The sequence below is a fragment of the Streptantibioticus silvisoli genome, assembly GCF_027947535.2.
Lineage (GTDB): Bacteria > Actinomycetota > Actinomycetes > Streptomycetales > Streptomycetaceae > Streptantibioticus_C > Streptantibioticus_C silvisoli.
Genome location: NZ_JAAGKO020000031.1, coordinates 22485 through 37730, shown reverse-complemented (window position 1 = coordinate 37730; position 15246 = coordinate 22485). Strand labels below are relative to the sequence as shown.

The following is a 15246-nucleotide window of genomic DNA, read 5'->3' as shown; positions in this document are numbered from 1 at the left end:
CCGGGCTGCGGCCTGTGCTCCGGTGCCGGCTTCGGCCTTACGGGCGGCACCGGTCCCGGCTTCGGCCTGTGCTCCGGCGTCGGCTTCGGGTCCGGCGGCTTGTCGCGGCCGGGGCTCCGGCTCCGGTCACGGCCCCCGGCGGGCGGCACCCCGATCCCGGCCTCCGTCCCGCCCCCCGCGTGGCCCCCGCCCGCCCCGCTCCCGCGCGGGAACCGCGCCGCTCGCCCGGTCGCCGGGGCCGGGCGGTGCGTCGTCCGCGTAGCATCCACAGGCATGGGTGCGATGGATGACCTGGACGTACGGGTGCGGCTGACGGTGGAGACCGCGCAGGCCATGCGGGAGCTGGGCGGGCGGCTGGCGGGGCTGCTGCGGCCGGGGGACCTGGTGCTGCTCAGCGGTGAGCTGGGCGCCGGCAAGACGACGCTGACCCGGGGGCTCGGTGAGGCGCTCGGCGTGCGCGGGGCGGTGACGTCGCCGACGTTCGTCATCGCCCGGGTGCACCCGCCGCTCGGCGACGGCCCCGCGCTGGTCCACGTGGACGCCTACCGGCTCGGCGGCGGCCTGGACGAGATGGAGGACCTCGACCTCGACGTGTCGCTGACCGAGTCGGTGGTGGTCGTCGAGTGGGGCGACGGCAAGGTGGAGGAACTGGCGGAGGACCGGCTGCACATCGCGATCCACCGCGGCACCGGCACTGCGGCGGACGACGTGCGGCAGGTGGTGGTCACCGGTGTCGGCGCGCGCTGGAGGTCGGCCGGGCTGTCCGGGCTGTCGGTGGCCTGCGGGTGAACGTCCGGGGCGAGGTTCCGACAGGCTGTCGGTAAAGTGTTGCGCGCGGGGCGCCGGGCGTGGTGTGCTGGAGGTCAGAGGATGGTTAGGGCTACCTAACTTCGATCCTGCGGCCGCGTCGCCCGACCCGGCCGGACCGCCGAGCCCAGGAGGCGAGGATGGCCGACGACCGCGGCACCCTGCCGCCGACGCCCCCGATGCGCGTTCTCCTGGCGGCCTGCGACGCCGCCCGCGTGCTGTCCACCCCGCCGGCCGTCCCCGACGAGGACCGCCCGGACGCGGACCGCCCCGGCCCCGACCGCCGGGGCGACAACCGCGCGGACCAGCCCGACGCGGACCACCGTTCCGCCCGCCGGCGTCCCGGCGGTCAACGCGACGCCGCCTGAGCGGGTAGCCCGATCGGCTGAACCTGCGGCACGTCAGCGTGACGCCGGTGCCACGCCGAGGGGGTGCCACGGCAACGTTCCACGGTGAAGTCCCACGGCGCCACGCCACGCCGAGCACCCGCGTCAGGCGGTCCGAGCGCCCGCGTCAGGCGACGACGACGACCTTCGTGCCGACCGGTGCGAACGACCACATCGCGCCCGCGTCCGCCACGTGTTCCCGGATCGCACCGGTGCGCTTGGCCGGGTCCGGTGTCGGGAACGAGCCGTCGGACGCCGCGTCGAAGGCGATCGAGACCGACTGGAAGACCGCGAAGTACACGATGTGGTTGACCGGTACGCCGTCGCTGCCGGTGATGAGCGCGCTGTGGCCGGTCACCTTGTACGTGCCCGCCACCGGCGAGACCGTGCCCGGCGCGACCGCGTAGGTCCGCGCCACCGTGCCGTCGGCCGCCACCAGCCAGACCCGGTGCCGGCCGGGCGAGTAGACGACCCGCTTGCCGGTGCCGGACGCCGCGGGCAGCGCGAGGGCCTTCTTCTGCGCCGCCGACGGTCCGGGCGGCGCGCTGTGCCGGCTCGCCGACGCGCTCGGCCGCGGCGCGGAACCGGCATGGTCCGGGGCGGCCGACGCCTGCCACGCCAGCACGCCGACAGCGGCGAGCGCCGCCGTGGTGAGAGCGGTGACGATGCTTGCGGAGCTGACCTTGGCCATGGCGATAAGACTAGTAGGTGTTTGTCTGTCCTTCGGATCGCCACCGGTGCCCGCGATCGCGGAGGAACGTCCGGCGGCGGCGCACCCGGTGACGTCCGCCCGGCGGCGGGCGTACGCACGGAGGAGCCGGCGAACGCCCGCAAGGACCGGCGCACCCGGTGACGTCCGCCCGGCGGCGGGCGTACGCACGTAAGAGCCGGCGAACGCCCGCAAGGACCGGCGAACGCCGGATGAGCGGCGCCGTTAGGCTGACCCCGTGTTGCTGCTCGCGTTGGACACCGCCACCCCCGCCGTCACCGTCGCGCTGCACGACGGGAGGGACGCTGTCGCGCACTCCACCGTCGTGGACGCCCGGCGGCACGGCGAGTTGCTGCTGCCCGCCGTCGACCGGGTGCTGACGCGGGCCGGGGCGGTGGTGGGGGACCTGACCGGGATCGTGGTCGGCGTCGGGCCGGGGCCGTACACCGGGCTGCGGGTCGGACTGGTCACCGCGGCGTCGCTGGGCGACGCCCTCGGCGTGCCGGTGCACGGCCTGTGCACGCTGGACGGCCTGGCGTACGCGGCCCGCGACGGCGGTCTGACCGGACCGTTCACCGTGGCCACCGACGCGCGCCGCAAGGAGGTCTACTGGGCCCGGTACGACGACGCCGGCGCCCGGGTCACCGAACCGGCCGTCGACCGGCCCGCCGACATCGCAGCGCAGGTGGCCGGGGCGCCCGCGGTCGGGGCCGGCGCCGCGCTGTACCCGGAGGTCTTCCCCGACGTACGGCCGCCCGCCCACCAGGACGCCGCCGCGCTGGCCGCGCTGGCCGCCGGGAAGCTGGCGCGCGGCGAGGAGTTCCCGCCCGCGCTGCCGCTCTACCTGCGCCGGCCGGACGCCCAGGTGCCGGCCGGCTACAAGCAGGTCCTGCCGAAGTGACCGCGCCGACCGCCCCGGCGCTGCGCGAGATGCGCTGGTGGGACCTGGACCAGGTGATGGACCTGGAGGCCGAACTGTTCCCCGACGACGCCTGGTCGCGCGGGATGTTCTGGTCGGAGCTGGCCAACGCCCGCCACCCGGGCGCCAACCGGTACTACGTGGTCGCCGAGGACGGCAACGACGGCCGCCTGGCGGGGTACGCCGGCCTGTCGGCGATCGCCGGCACCGGCGACGTCACCACCATCGGCGTCACCGCCGGCCACCAGGGCACCGGCCTCGGCGCCCGGCTGCTGACCGAACTGCTGCGGCAGGCCACCGCGTTCGAGTGCCACGAGGTCCTGCTGGAGGTCCGGGTGGACAACGCGCCGGCCCAGCGCCTCTACGGGCGCTTCGGGTTCGAGCCGATCGGGGTGCGGCGCGGCTACTACCAGCCCGGAGACGTCGACGCCCTCGTGATGCGACTGACCGACCCCACCTCCGTTCCGGACCAAGGACTGCACCATGGCTGACGAACCCCTCGTCCTCGGCATCGAGACCTCCTGCGACGAGACCGGCGTCGGCATCGTGCGCGGCCACACCCTGCTCGCCGACGCGGTCGCCTCCAGCGTCGAGGAACACGCCCGGTTCGGCGGCGTGGTGCCCGAGGTCGCCAGCCGCGCCCACCTGGAGGCCATGGTCCCCACCATCCGGCGCGCCCTGAAGGACGCCGGGGTCGCCGCGTCCGACCTCGACGGCATCGCCGTCACCGCCGGCCCCGGCCTGGCCGGCGCGCTGCTGGTCGGGGTGTCGGCGGCCAAGGCGTACGCGTACGCGCTCGGCAAGCCGCTCTACGGCGTCAACCACCTCGCGTCGCACATCTGCGTGGACCAGCTGGAGCACGGCGCGCTGCCGGAGCCGACGATGGCGCTGCTGGTCTCCGGCGGCCACTCCTCCCTGCTGCTGACCACCGACATCACCTCCGACGTGCGGCCGCTGGGCTCGACCATCGACGACGCGGCCGGTGAGGCGTTCGACAAGGTGGCCCGGGTGCTCGGGCTCGGCTTCCCCGGCGGCCCCGCCGTCGACCGGTACGCGCGCGACGGCGACCCCAAGGCGATCCGCTTCCCGCGCGGGCTGACCGGACCGCGCGACCCGGTCTACGACTTCTCCTTCTCCGGCCTGAAGACCGCCGTCGCCCGCTGGGTGGAGGAACGCCGCCGTGAGGGCGCGGACGTGCCGATCGCCGATGTCGCCGCGTCCTTCCAGGAGGCCGTCACCGACGTGCTGACCCGCAAGGCGATCCGGGCCTGCAAGGACCACGGCGTCGAGCACCTGATGATCGGCGGCGGCGTCGCCGCCAACTCCCGCCTGCGCGCGATGGCCCAGCGGCGTTGCGCCGACGCCGGCATCGAACTGCGCGTGCCGCGGCCGAAGCTGTGCACCGACAACGGCGCGATGGTGGCCGCTCTCGGCGCCGAGATGGTGGCCCGCGGCCGGTCCGCCTCCGACTGGGACCTGCCGGCCGACTCCTCGCTGCCGGTCACCGAACCGCACGTCCCCGGCCGCACCCCGGCCACCGCGCCCGGCCACCACCACTGATGGCCACCGTCGCGCTGATGTGGGAGGCCCGCGCCGCCGACGGCCGCGGCGCCGACCTGCTGGCCTGGACGCGCGAGTGCACGCTGGGCGCCGAACCGTCGCGCCGCGAGACGCTGACCGCGCCCGGCGACCGGGTGCTGGTCATCACCTGGTGGCCCGGCGGCTACGACGCCGACGTACCCGAACTGCCGGACCCGCCGGGGGAGTTGATCGCCCGTCCGGTGCACCGCTGGCGGTTCGTCCAGGCCGGCGGCGCGGCCTGACCGCTCAACCGCCCCGCCACGGCGACCGGGTGGGGGCGTGCCGGCGGTCCGGCTTGCGGTGTGCCGTCGGACCGGATGACGGCGTGCCGTCGAGCCGGTGACAGCGTGCCGTGGCCGGAGGACGGTGTGCCGGCGGGCCGGATGACGCGCCGGCGGGTGCCGCGAACCCGCGGAAAACGCTGCCGGGCGCCCGGTGGCGGCTGTGAAGCGGATGGAGATATTTCACATTCCCATCACACCTTCCGCGCGTTACAGTGACCCGGCTGCCGTCGCACCAGCCGGCCACGCGTGGGGAATCCGCGTGCGCCGACGCCGGGGGACTCAAGGGGAGGACGCGACGGCCGCGCACACCTTTCGTGGGGGCACAAGTGAACAGTTCCACCCGCCGCACCTCCGCGGCGCTCTCCGTGGCGATCGCGGTCGCCGCGGGCACGGTCCTGGCGGCCCTGCCGTCGTCCGCCTACGCCGGCAGCACCTCGGCCGGCACCGTCATCGCCAGCAGCGGCACCTCCGGCACCGTCACCGAGGTGACGGCCGCCGGTGCCACCGTGCGCACCCTGACCGGTTCCGGCACCCAGCCGGCCTGGTCGCCGACCGGCGCCCGCCTCGTGTCGATCACCGGCAACAGCGTCGTCACCCAGCGGTACGACGGCAGCGGCCTGCACACCGTGCACACCACCGCCGCCAGCACCGGGGCGCCGACCGGCCCGGCCTTCGCCTTCGGCGGCCGGTCCGTCGTCTACACCGCGGCCGGCAAGCTCCAGATCGCCCCGGCCGACGGTGCCACCGGCCCGCAGAACCTGCTGAGCGCCGCCCAGATGTCCAGCGGCAACTGCGACACCCAGGCGTCGGCCTCGGCCGGCGGCGACTCCGTGTACTTCACCCGGTCCAGCGGCGGCTGCGGCCACAACCTGTCGGTGTGGCGGTACGACGAGCAGACCTACGACGTCAGCCAGGTCATCGCGGCCGGCTCCGACGCCGTGCAGTCGCAGGCCGGCGACCAGCTCGTCTACACCGGATCCGACGGGCAGGCCTACCTGGCCGACTCCGACGGCGGCAACGCCCAGCAGCTCACCAGCGACGGCCGCACCTACGGGTCGTACACCTGGGCGCCGGACGGCGGTACCGTCCTGGCGGTCGCCACCAGCGGCTCCACGCACACCGAGGTCAGCATCGACCTGACCGCGTCCACCCCGACGGTCACCGACGTCGGGCGCAGCGCCGGCTACCTGGCCTGGCAGCCGGACAACGCCGTGCACGCCGGCCGGGTCTACGGAAGCAGCGCGGCGGCCACCAACATCGCCGCGTCCCGCTGGAACTGGAACACCGCCGGGCAGTCGGCACCCGGCCTGCAGACCGCCGACTCCGCGGTCCTGGTGGCCAGCGGCGACCAGACCGACGCCGGCCTGGTCCCGGCGCTGGCCGCCAAGAAGAACGGCCCGGCGCTGATGACCACCGCCACCTCGCTCGACAGCGCGGTGCAGGCAGAACTCCAGCGGGTGCTGCCGCAGGGCAGGACGGTCTACCTGGTCGGCGGCACCAGCGTCCTCAGCTCCGCGGTCTCCACCAAGGTGACCTCGCTCGGCTACAAGGCCGTGCGGATCTCCGGCAGTTCGCGCTACGTCACCTCGGTCGACATCGCCAAGGCCACCGCGAGCGCCCCCGGTTACGTCTTCCTCGCCACCGGCGGCGACTACCACTCCATCCTGGAGGCCGAGGCCGCCGCGGGCTCCGCCGGCGCCGACAGCAACGCCACCGCGGTCTACACCGACGGCTCCACCATGACCGCCTCGGTCTACCAGTACCTCGACTCGCTGTCGCCCAGCACCGTACTGATCCCGATCGGCAGCGCGTCCACCGCGCTGGCCGGCGCGGTCAGGGCCGGCCACCTGTCCAACTGGGGCAGCACGGTCTACGCCTACCCGGTCTCCGGCAGCGGCAACACCGGCACCTCGGTGGCGCTGGCCCGCATGTGGTGGGCCGGCGGCCCGTACACCGCCACCTTCGTCGACGACGACAACTGGCATGACGGCCTGGACGGCTACTCCTCGATGGCCGGCTGGGGCCCGGTCATGTGGGTCACGCCCACCGCGGCCGACGCGGTCGACGAGACCTACCTCAAGGACGAGTCGGCCTCCGTGCAGGACATCGTCACCTTCAGCGGCACCTCCAACGTCACGACCAACGCCTTCGACGGCCTGGCCAACTCCCTGGCGGTGTCCGGCAACTGGGTCTACGACACGTTCCTCAACGGCGCCAGCGCGACCCCGATCAAGCCGGCGCGGACGCCGGAGGCGTTCACCACCCGCCGCGCGGCCACCGCCGCGTCGCACGGCGGCACCGCCGGCCCGCAGGCGCACGCCCTGGGCTCGCCGGTCGGCATCGTCCGCTGACGGTCCGCCGGTAACGCCGGATCACTCCGCGGCGGCCGGGGCGCCGATCAGCATGGCCGGCGCCCCGGCCACCCGGGTCAGCAGCACCGTCGCCGCGTTCGGCCCGCTCGGGCGGACGCGGCGGCGCACCTCCTCCGGCTCCACCGCCGAACCGCGCTTCTTCACCGTCAGCGTGCCCACCTCGCGCTCGCGCAGCAGCGCCTTGAGCCGCTTGAGGTTGAACGGCAGCACGTCGGTGATCTCGTAGGCGCTCGCGTACGGCGTCGCCACCAGCCGGTCCGAGGTGACGTAGGCGATCGTCGGGTCGATCAGCGTGCCGCCGGTCTCCCGGGCCACCTCGGCCACCAGATGCGCCCGGATCACCGCGCCGTCCGGCTCGTACAGGTACCGCCGCACCGGCCCGGCCGGCGGATCGGGCAGCCCGGCACCGGTCAGCGTCACCCCGGCCGGCAGCAGCGTCGCGCACCGGGCGCCCGGCCGCGTACCGAACCACAGCACCGCCTCCTTGACGTCGCCGCCCTGCGAGACCCACTCCGCCTCCGCGTCGTGCGGCACCGCCTCGTGCGGGATGCCCGGCGCCACCTTCAGCGCGGCGTGCGGCGCCGAACGGGCCGCCCGCACCGCCCACGACAGCGGCGGCGAGTACGCCTCCGGGTCGAAGATCCGGCCGCGCCCGCCACGCCGGGCCGGGTCCACGAAGACCGCGTCGAACCCGTCGAGCGGCACCGCGGCCACGTCCTGGCACCGCACGGTGATCCGGTCCGCCAGCCCCAGCGCCGCCGCGTTGGCCGCCGCGACCGCGCAGGTACGCGGTGAACGGTCGACCGCCAGCACCTCGATCCCGGCGCGGGCCAGCGCGATCGCGTCGCCGCCGATCCCGCCGCACAGGTCCGCCAGCCGCCGCACCCCCAGCCCCGCCAGCCGCCGCGCCCGGTGCTCCGCCACGCCGGCCCGGGTCGCCTGCTCGACGCCGTCCGGGGTGAAGAACATCCGCCAGGCGTCGTCCCCGAACTTCGCCACCGCCCGCCGCCGCAGCCCCGCCTGCCCGACCGCCTCCGACACCACCGGCGCCGGATAGCCGCGCCGCAGCCGCGTCGCCGTCGCCAGCTCCTGCTCGGGCGTGAAGTCCCGCAACGACGCGAGCAGTTCCGTGCCTTCAGCCGTCAGCAGAAACCCGAACGCGTCGTCGTCGGGCACGTCGTCCCGGGGTGCGGTGCTCACCCGGCCATTGTGTCAGCGGAAACCGGGGCGGGGGCCGCCGGCCGGGGCGGGGTCCGCCGGGCGCGGCCGAGCGGAGGGGCGGTGCCGAGGAGCGTTGCCCAGGGGCGTTGCTGAGAGGCGTTGCCCAGGGGCGTTGCTGAGGGGCCGGCGCGTCCGGCGCCAACGGGGCCTCGGGGGCGCGCGGATGGGCCGACGGCGCCGTACAGAGGGGCTGACGGCGCCGTACGGCCGGGCTGGCGGGGCCGTACGGAGGATGCTGACGGGACCGTGCGAAGGTGGCTGACGGGACCGTGCGAAGGCGGCCCGTGGGGCCGCACGGAAGGGCTCGCGGGGGCGTGCCGAGGGGTCAACAGGGGGCTGCGCGCGGGGTCGGCGGGGGTCTCGCCGAGGGGGCCGGCGGGCGCTCGTGGGGGGCGTGCGGCGGGCGGTCGAGTGCGCCTTCGCGCCGGATCCCGATCGCGGCGCGCTGGCACTCCGCTTGACCGAGTGCTAAGACCGTCCTAGTCTCGGCGTTGGCACTCTCCGCCAGGGAGTGCCAGCACAGCGACGGGCAGGTCCGGCACCCGCGACGACGGGCCTACCAGGTCGCCACCCAAGACATTTACTCCCGTCAGCTCTCCGAAGGGGGAGGTCGGATCGTGACGACCGCCAGCACCAAGGTTGCCATCAAGCCGCTTGAGGACCGCGTTGTGGTCCAGCCGCTCGAGGCCGAGCAGACCACGGCCTCGGGCCTGGTCATCCCGGACACCGCGAAGGAGAAGCCCCAGGAGGGCGTCATCCTCGCCGTCGGTCCGGGTCGCTTCGAGGACGGCAACCGTCTTCCGCTCGACGTCAAGGTCGGTGACGTCGTGCTCTACAGCAAGTACGGCGGCACCGAGGTCAAGTACAACGGCGAGGAGTACCTCGTCCTCTCGGCCCGCGACGTTCTCGCGATCGTCGAGAAGTAACACACGGCGCGTTCCCCGCTCCGGCGGGGATCGGACCACCGGCTCCACACATGTAGCCGCGCCCCCGCCCCGGCTTTCCGCGTCCTACGGACCCGGGGAAGACCGGGGCGGCGGTCTTTGACGAGGAATGACGAGGTAGCACGCAGGCATGGCCAAGATCCTGAAGTTCGACGAGGATGCCCGTCGCGCCCTGGAGCGCGGTGTCAACAAGCTCGCCGACACCGTCAAGGTGACGATCGGCCCCAAGGGCCGCAACGTCGTCATCGACAAGAAGTTCGGCGCCCCGACCATCACCAACGACGGTGTCACCATCGCCCGTGAGGTCGAGGTCGACGACCCGTTCGAGAACATGGGCGCCCAGCTCGTCAAGGAGGTGGCGACCAAGACCAACGACATCGCGGGTGACGGCACCACCACCGCGACCGTGCTGGCCCAGGCGCTGGTCCGCGAGGGTCTGCGCAACGTCGCCGCCGGCGCTTCCCCGGCCGCCCTGAAGAAGGGCATCGACGCCGCGGTCAAGGCCGTCTCCGAAGAGCTGATCGCCACCGCGCGTCCGATCGACTCCAAGGACGACATCGCCGCCGTCGCCGGGCTGTCCGCCCAGGACAAGCAGGTCGGCGAGCTGATCGCCGAGGCGATGGACAAGGTCGGCAAGGACGGCGTCATCACCGTCGAGGAGTCCAACACCTTCGGTCTGGAGCTGGACTTCACCGAGGGCATGGCCTTCGACAAGGGCTACCTGTCCCCGTACTTCGTCACTGACCAGGAGCGGATGGAAGCGGTCCTGGAGGACCCCTACATCCTCATCCACCAGGGCAAGATCTCCGCCATCGCGGACATGCTGCCGCTGCTGGAGAAGGTCATCCAGGCCGGCGCCAGCAAGCCGCTGCTCATCATCGCCGAGGACGTCGAGGGCGAGGCGCTCTCCACCCTCGTCGTCAACAAGATCCGCGGCACCTTCAACGCGGTCGCGGTCAAGGCCCCCGGCTTCGGCGACCGCCGCAAGGCGATGCTCGGCGACATGGCCACCCTCACCGGTGCCACCGTCGTCGCCGAGGAGGTCGGCCTCAAGCTCGACCAGGTCGGCCTGGACGTGCTCGGCAGCGCCCGCCGCGTGACCGTCACCAAGGACGACACCACCATCGTCGACGGTTCCGGTGACAAGGCCGAGCTCAACGGCCGCATCGCCCAGATCAAGGCGGAGATCACCTCCACCGACTCCGACTGGGACCGCGAGAAGCTCCAGGAGCGACTGGCGAAGCTCGCCGGCGGCGTCTGCGTCATCAAGGTCGGCGCGGCCACCGAGGTCGAGCTGAAGGAGAAGAAGCACCGTCTGGAGGACGCCATCTCCGCGACCCGCGCCGCGGTCGAGGAAGGCATCGTCTCCGGCGGCGGCTCCGCGCTCGTGCACGCGGTCAAGGTGCTCGAGGGCGACCTGGGCAAGACCGGCGACGAGGCCACCGGTGTCGCGGTCGTCCGCCGCGCCGCCGTCGAGCCGCTGCGCTGGATCGCCGAGAACGCCGGCCTGGAGGGCTACGTCATCACCTCCAAGGTCGCCGAGCTGGACAAGGGCCAGGGCTTCAACGCCGCCACCGGCGAGTACGGCGACCTGGTCAAGGCCGGCGTCATCGACCCGGTCAAGGTCACCCGCTCCGCCCTGGAGAACGCGGCCTCCATCGCCTCCCTGCTCCTCACGACCGAGACCCTGGTCGTCGAGAAGCCGGCCGAGGAGGAGCCCGCCGCCGGCGGTCACAGCCACGGCCACTCGCACTGACGCGACGCGTCCGGGGCGTCCGGGGCTGCCGCACGGCAACTGACGACGCCCCACGGGGTTCCGAGGCTGCCGCACGGCATCCGACGACGCCCCACGGGTGAGGCCCGGCACCGCGAACAGCGGAGCCGGGCCTCACCGGCGTTTTCCCCCCGGGGGGTGACGGGGTGGGCGTTGACCGGGGTGGTCGTCGGCCGGGTGGGCGTTGACCGGGGCCGGGCGTCGGCCGGGGTGGGGCGGTCGTATCGTCCCAGGGTCTTTTCTTCCTACGGTCAGCTGGTCAGCGCGGTCCGTACTTGCGGCCGAGACCGGAGGACAGCCGGCCGAAGGCATTGCTCGGCACTGCCCGCGCGAGCGCCACCGCGACCTTGTACCGCACGTCCGGCACGCTCACCGTCTTGCCGACCGCCAGATCCCGGATCGCCGCGGCCACCACCTTGTCGGCGTCCAGCCAGGCGAAACCGGGCAACCCGCTGACGTCCATCCCCGCGCGCCCGTGGAACTCCGTGCGCACGAACCCCGGGCACAGCGCCATCACCCGCACCCCGGTCCCGGCCAGCTCCAGCGCCACCCCCTCGGAGAACCGCAGCACCCACGACTTGCTCGCCGCGTAGGTCCCGCGCGGCACGAACGCCGCCACCGACGCCACGTTCACCACGAACCCGCGTCCCCGCTCGCGCATCGCCGCCGCCGCGGCCGACGTCAGCCGCAGCACCGCCTCGCAGTGCAGCGTGAGCATCGTCAACTCGTCGGCCACCGGCACGTTCAGGAACGTGCCCCGGTTGCCGAACCCGGCGTTGTTCACCAGCACGTCCACCGGCCGGTCCGCGTCCGCCAGCCGCGCCTCGACCGCCGCGATCCCGTCCTGCGCCGACAGATCCGCCGCCAGCACCTCCACCGGAACCCCGTAACGCCGGCCCAGCTCCGCCGCGCACGACTCCAGCCGCCGCTCGTCCCGGGCCACCAGCACCAACGCGTGCCCGTCACCCGCCAACCGCCGCGCGAACGCCGCCCCCAGCCCCGCCGTCGCCCCCGTGATCAGTGAAGTCGTCATGCGCGCAGCCTATTGCCGACGGGGAGGGGGTGATGGGGCGGGCGGTGCGGCTGGTTCACGCGGGCGGTGCGGTGGGCTGGGGGTGCGGCTGGTTCACGCGGGCGGTGAGGTGGCTGGGGGTGCGGCTGGTGTGCGGAGGGTGCGGTGGCTGGGGGTGCGGCTGGTTCACGCGGGCGGTGAGGTGGCTGGGGGTGCGGCTGGTGTGCGGAGGGTGCGGTGGCTGGGGGTGCGGCTGGTTCACGCGGGCGGTGAGGTGGTGGGCGGTGCGGCTGGTGTGCGGAGGGTGCGGTGGCTGGGGGTGTAGTTGGTTCAGGCGGACGGGGCGGTGGCGGGCGGCGCGGAGGTCCCGGAGGGTGGGGTGGCCGGTGCGGTGGGCGGGCGGTGCGGTTCGATGCGTGGAGGGTGCGGTGGTCGGCGGTGCGGCGGTCACGTGCGGGTGAGGCGGCGCAGGACGGCGTCGAGGTGGTCGGGGTTCAGCGTGCCGGACGCCGCCAACGTCCGCCGCAGCAGAGCCGGTTCGGTGGTCATCGCCCGGAACAGCACGCTGACGGTGACGTCGTGCGCCGGCCGGCTCACCACCTCGACCGCGTCGCCCCCGCACACCTCGCCGGGAGTGATGACGCGCAGGTACGCACCGGGAAGCGCGGCCTGCGTGAACCGCTTCACCCAGCCCCTCTCGCCCAGCCATTCGGCGAACGTCCGGCACGGAATGCGGCAGGACGTCACCTCCAGCACGAGCCCGTCGCCGACCCGCCACCGCTCACCGATGAGCGCGTCGGAGACCACGACGCCGGACGTCGTCAGGTTCTCCCCGAACATCCCGTTGCTCAGCGGCCGGCCCAACTCCCGCTCCCAGCCATCCAGTTCCTCCCTCGCGTACGCGTACACCGCCTGCGCGTTCCCGCCGTGGAACCTGCGGTCGCTGATCGCGTCACCGGCCAGCCCGCTGCCCCCGACCTCCCCGAACGCCCGCTCACCGGGCGCCTCGACCCGCACCGGCCCGTCCACCGGCCGTTTGTCGATGCCCGTGCTGCCGGCGTCGCTGTAATCGGTGACCATGGAAGTGCCCACGTTCACCGAGAGAATGCGTGACATGCCCGGCACCCTACGTCCCGCCCGCACACCCGCGCAGAACCTTTGTCCCCGTCGCCCCTGCGCGATCCGCCCACCGTTCCGCCGGTCGGCTCCCGCCGGTCGTCCCGACGAGCGGTTGTCGCCGTCAACTGTCCCGCCGAGTCAGCCACGCGGATAAAACGGTCAGCCGCCCCGAGCGCCCCGACCGCCCCGACCGCACCGACGAGCCGGTCAGCCGCCCCGGTGCATGAACCGGTGGAACGCCTCCGCCACGGTTTCCCCGTCCGCCGGCCGCGCGACCACCTCGATCGCGTCGCCCGCCCGGATCTCGCCCGGCGTCACGATCCGCAGGTATGCCCCCGGCCGCTCGGCCAGCGTGAACCGCCGCAGCCACCCCGGCACCCCCAGCCATCCCCGGAACGTGCCGCACGGGATCCGCGGTGCCGTCACCTCCAGCACCACCTCCGGTCCCACCCGCCAGCGTTCACCGATGACCGCGCCGGTGACGTCCACCCCGGCCGTCGTCAGGTTCTCGCCGAAGGCCCCGTTGGCCAGCCTCAGCCCCAACTCCTGTTCCCAATCGTCGAGTTCCTCCCTCGCGTAGGCGTACACCGCCTGGTCGTCGCCGCCGTGGTGGTCCACGTCGTACACCCGGTCGCCGGCCAGGCCCACCGCGCCGGTGCCCTTCGGCCCCGGCGCGCTCACCGCCACCGGCCCCTCGACCGGCCGCTTGTCGATACCGGTGGTGCTGACCCCCTTCCACGGGTTGGGTCGCGGCACGCCGATGTTCACTGACAGCAACTTCACGCCACCGACGGTACGACCGCCCCGCTCCCGCCGCGATCGATTAACCGCCCGCCGCCCCTGCCACCGTTCACTTCGCGCCGCACCGGCACCGCACCGCCCGGCGCCGCGCCGCCCGGCGCCGCACCGCACCGTCGCACCGCACCGCACCGGCACCATGCCGCTCGGCACCACACCCGTCGCGCCGCACCTCGCCGCGCCGCCGCCGAGCGGCACACCGCCCCGCCGCCGAGCGGCACTCCGCCTCCGTCCACCTCACCGTCGTGCCGGCAGCGCCTCCAGCAGGGTGTCGACGTCCGACGACGAGTTGTAGAGGTGGAAGGCGGCGCGCAGATTTCCCGCGCGGCCGGCCACCGTGATCCCGGCCTTCTCCAGCCCCGGCACCGCGTGGTCGAGGCCGGGGACGGAGACGATGGCCGAACCGCCGGTCGGCACGGGCTCGTACCCCAACGACCGCACTCCTTCCTCGAACCGCCGGGCCAGCGCCTTGTTGTGCTCGCCGATCGTCGCCACGCCGATCTCCTCGATGACGCTCAGCGAGGCCATCACCCCCGCGTAGACCAGGAAGGCCGGACTGGCGTCGAACCGCCGCGCCGACGAGGCCAGTCGCGTGATCGGTCCGTAGGTGGAGTCGTAGGGGGACTCCCCGGCGGTCCATCCGGCGAACACCGGCGTCGTCGCGTCGGCGACCGATTCGGCCACCGTCAGGAACGCCGCCCCCCGCGGGCAGAGCATCCACTTGAAGGGCGCGCACATCACGTAGTCGAAGGCGCCCGCGTCCAGCGGCAGCCACCCGGCCGACTGGGTGGCATCGAGGAACACGCGTGCTCCGCACCGTGTGGCGGCCTCCCGGATCGCGGCGAGGTCGGCCACCCGTCCGTGGGCGGACTGCACCGTACTGACGGCGACCAGCGCGGTCTGCGCGCGTATCTCCTCGGCCAGCCGCTTCAGGGGAACTATCCGCAGGCTCAGGTCCCGGCGCACCGCGAAGGGGTTCACCAGCGAGCTGAAGTCACCGTCCGCGACGAGGACTTCGGCTCCCGGAGCCAGTCCGGAGGCGATCAGTCCGGCGTGGACGCTGGCGGACGAGCCGACGGCGACCCGGTCGGCGGACACGCCGGCCAGCCGGGCGTAGCCGGCTCGCGCGGTGTCGATCCATCTCTCGGGTCCGGAGAAGTCCCCGGCCGCGAGTTCGTCGACGGCGCGGTGCAGTGCGGCGGCTGTCCGGGCAGGGAGCAGACCGGACGAGGCCGTGTTGAGATAGGTGGTCGGATGGGTGAACTCGGCGCTCGACAAACTGTCCATGGACTCAGCGTGCATCTCGGCAACCCAGAAGTC

At 73.9% G+C, this 15246-nt stretch carries 15 protein-coding genes; 9 read left to right on the top strand and 6 right to left on the bottom strand.

All coding sequences use genetic code 11. The features are described from left to right. The first annotated feature begins 273 nt into the window (after window positions 1-273). Window positions 274-789, top strand: a complete 516-nt coding sequence (tsaE, locus tag POF43_RS20750) for a tRNA (adenosine(37)-N6)-threonylcarbamoyltransferase complex ATPase subunit type 1 TsaE (RefSeq protein WP_372516085.1) — start codon at window positions 274-276, stop codon at window positions 787-789. 158 nt (window positions 790-947) lie between these two features. Next, window positions 948-1175 carry a hypothetical protein gene (locus POF43_RS20745; protein WP_271324367.1) on the top strand — a complete coding sequence of 76 codons (228 nt, stop codon included), beginning with the start codon at window positions 948-950 and terminating at the stop codon, window positions 1173-1175. Between the two features lie 145 nt (window positions 1176-1320). On the opposite strand, the gene POF43_RS20740 is transcribed toward POF43_RS20745, so the two are convergent. Then, a complete protein-coding gene (locus POF43_RS20740) occupies window positions 1321-1884 on the bottom strand; it encodes a L,D-transpeptidase (RefSeq protein WP_271316171.1) in 564 nt (187 codons plus the stop codon). A 256-nt stretch (window positions 1885-2140) separates the two neighbouring features. Here POF43_RS20740 and tsaB point away from each other — a divergent pair, with 256 nt between their 5' ends. The 5 genes from tsaB to POF43_RS20715 all read left to right on the top strand — a co-directional run bounded on the left by tsaB (window position 2141) and on the right by POF43_RS20715 (window position 7037). Beyond that, window positions 2141-2803: a tRNA (adenosine(37)-N6)-threonylcarbamoyltransferase complex dimerization subunit type 1 TsaB gene (tsaB, locus tag POF43_RS20735; RefSeq protein ID WP_271324366.1), complete on the top strand. Its 663-nt coding sequence runs from the start codon at window positions 2141-2143 to the stop codon at window positions 2801-2803. A gap of 29 nt (window positions 2804-2832) precedes the next feature. Further along, on the top strand, window positions 2833-3312 hold the full coding sequence (gene rimI, locus POF43_RS20730) for a ribosomal protein S18-alanine N-acetyltransferase (protein WP_271316173.1): 480 nt from the start codon (window positions 2833-2835) through the stop codon (window positions 3310-3312). Beyond that, window positions 3305-4381: a tRNA (adenosine(37)-N6)-threonylcarbamoyltransferase complex transferase subunit TsaD gene (gene tsaD, locus POF43_RS20725; protein WP_271324365.1), complete on the top strand. Its 1077-nt coding sequence runs from the start codon at window positions 3305-3307 to the stop codon at window positions 4379-4381. The genes rimI and tsaD overlap by 8 nt, the downstream gene beginning before the upstream one ends. Then, entirely contained in the window at window positions 4381-4644 is a 264-nt protein-coding gene (locus POF43_RS20720) for a hypothetical protein (protein ID WP_271324364.1), read from the top strand. Before tsaD ends, POF43_RS20720 begins: the two co-directional genes overlap by 1 nt. A 368-nt stretch (window positions 4645-5012) precedes the next feature. Next, the gene (locus POF43_RS20715; protein ID WP_271324363.1) at window positions 5013-7037 is read left to right on the top strand and encodes a cell wall-binding repeat-containing protein; all 2025 of its coding nucleotides are present in this window, start codon (window positions 5013-5015) and stop codon (window positions 7035-7037) included. A gap of 21 nt (window positions 7038-7058) precedes the next feature. On the opposite strand, the gene POF43_RS20710 is transcribed toward POF43_RS20715, so the two are convergent. Then, on the bottom strand, window positions 7059-8258 hold the full coding sequence (locus tag POF43_RS20710; protein WP_271316166.1) for a class I SAM-dependent methyltransferase: 1200 nt from the start codon (window positions 8256-8258) through the stop codon (window positions 7059-7061). Window positions 8259-8896: 638 nt separating this feature from the next. Here POF43_RS20710 and groES point away from each other — a divergent pair. Beyond that, window positions 8897-9205 carry a co-chaperone GroES gene (gene groES, locus POF43_RS20705; RefSeq protein ID WP_271318343.1) on the top strand — a complete coding sequence of 103 codons (309 nt, stop codon included), beginning with the start codon at window positions 8897-8899 and terminating at the stop codon, window positions 9203-9205. A gap of 148 nt (window positions 9206-9353) precedes the next feature. Continuing rightward, window positions 9354-10979, top strand: a complete 1626-nt coding sequence (gene groL / locus POF43_RS20700) for a chaperonin GroEL (RefSeq protein WP_271325691.1) — start codon at window positions 9354-9356, stop codon at window positions 10977-10979. A gap of 277 nt (window positions 10980-11256) precedes the next feature. Here the strand turns inward: groL and POF43_RS20695 are convergent, their stop codons facing one another. The 4 genes from POF43_RS20695 to POF43_RS20680 all read right to left on the bottom strand — a co-directional run bounded on the left by POF43_RS20695 (window position 11257) and on the right by POF43_RS20680 (window position 15213). After that, on the bottom strand, window positions 11257-12030 hold the full coding sequence (locus tag POF43_RS20695; protein ID WP_271318849.1) for an SDR family NAD(P)-dependent oxidoreductase: 774 nt from the start codon (window positions 12028-12030) through the stop codon (window positions 11257-11259). Window positions 12031-12456: 426 nt separating this feature from the next. Continuing rightward, on the bottom strand, window positions 12457-13125 hold the full coding sequence (locus tag POF43_RS20690) for an MOSC domain-containing protein (protein WP_271323467.1): 669 nt from the start codon (window positions 13123-13125) through the stop codon (window positions 12457-12459). Window positions 13126-13335: 210 nt separating this feature from the next. Further along, the gene (locus POF43_RS20685) at window positions 13336-13911 is read right to left on the bottom strand and encodes an MOSC domain-containing protein (RefSeq protein WP_271314601.1); all 576 of its coding nucleotides are present in this window, start codon (window positions 13909-13911) and stop codon (window positions 13336-13338) included. A gap of 252 nt (window positions 13912-14163) precedes the next feature. Continuing rightward, window positions 14164-15213, bottom strand: a complete 1050-nt coding sequence (locus tag POF43_RS20680; RefSeq protein ID WP_271323466.1) for an aminotransferase class V-fold PLP-dependent enzyme — start codon at window positions 15211-15213, stop codon at window positions 14164-14166. Between the last annotated feature and the right edge of the window lie 33 nt (window positions 15214-15246).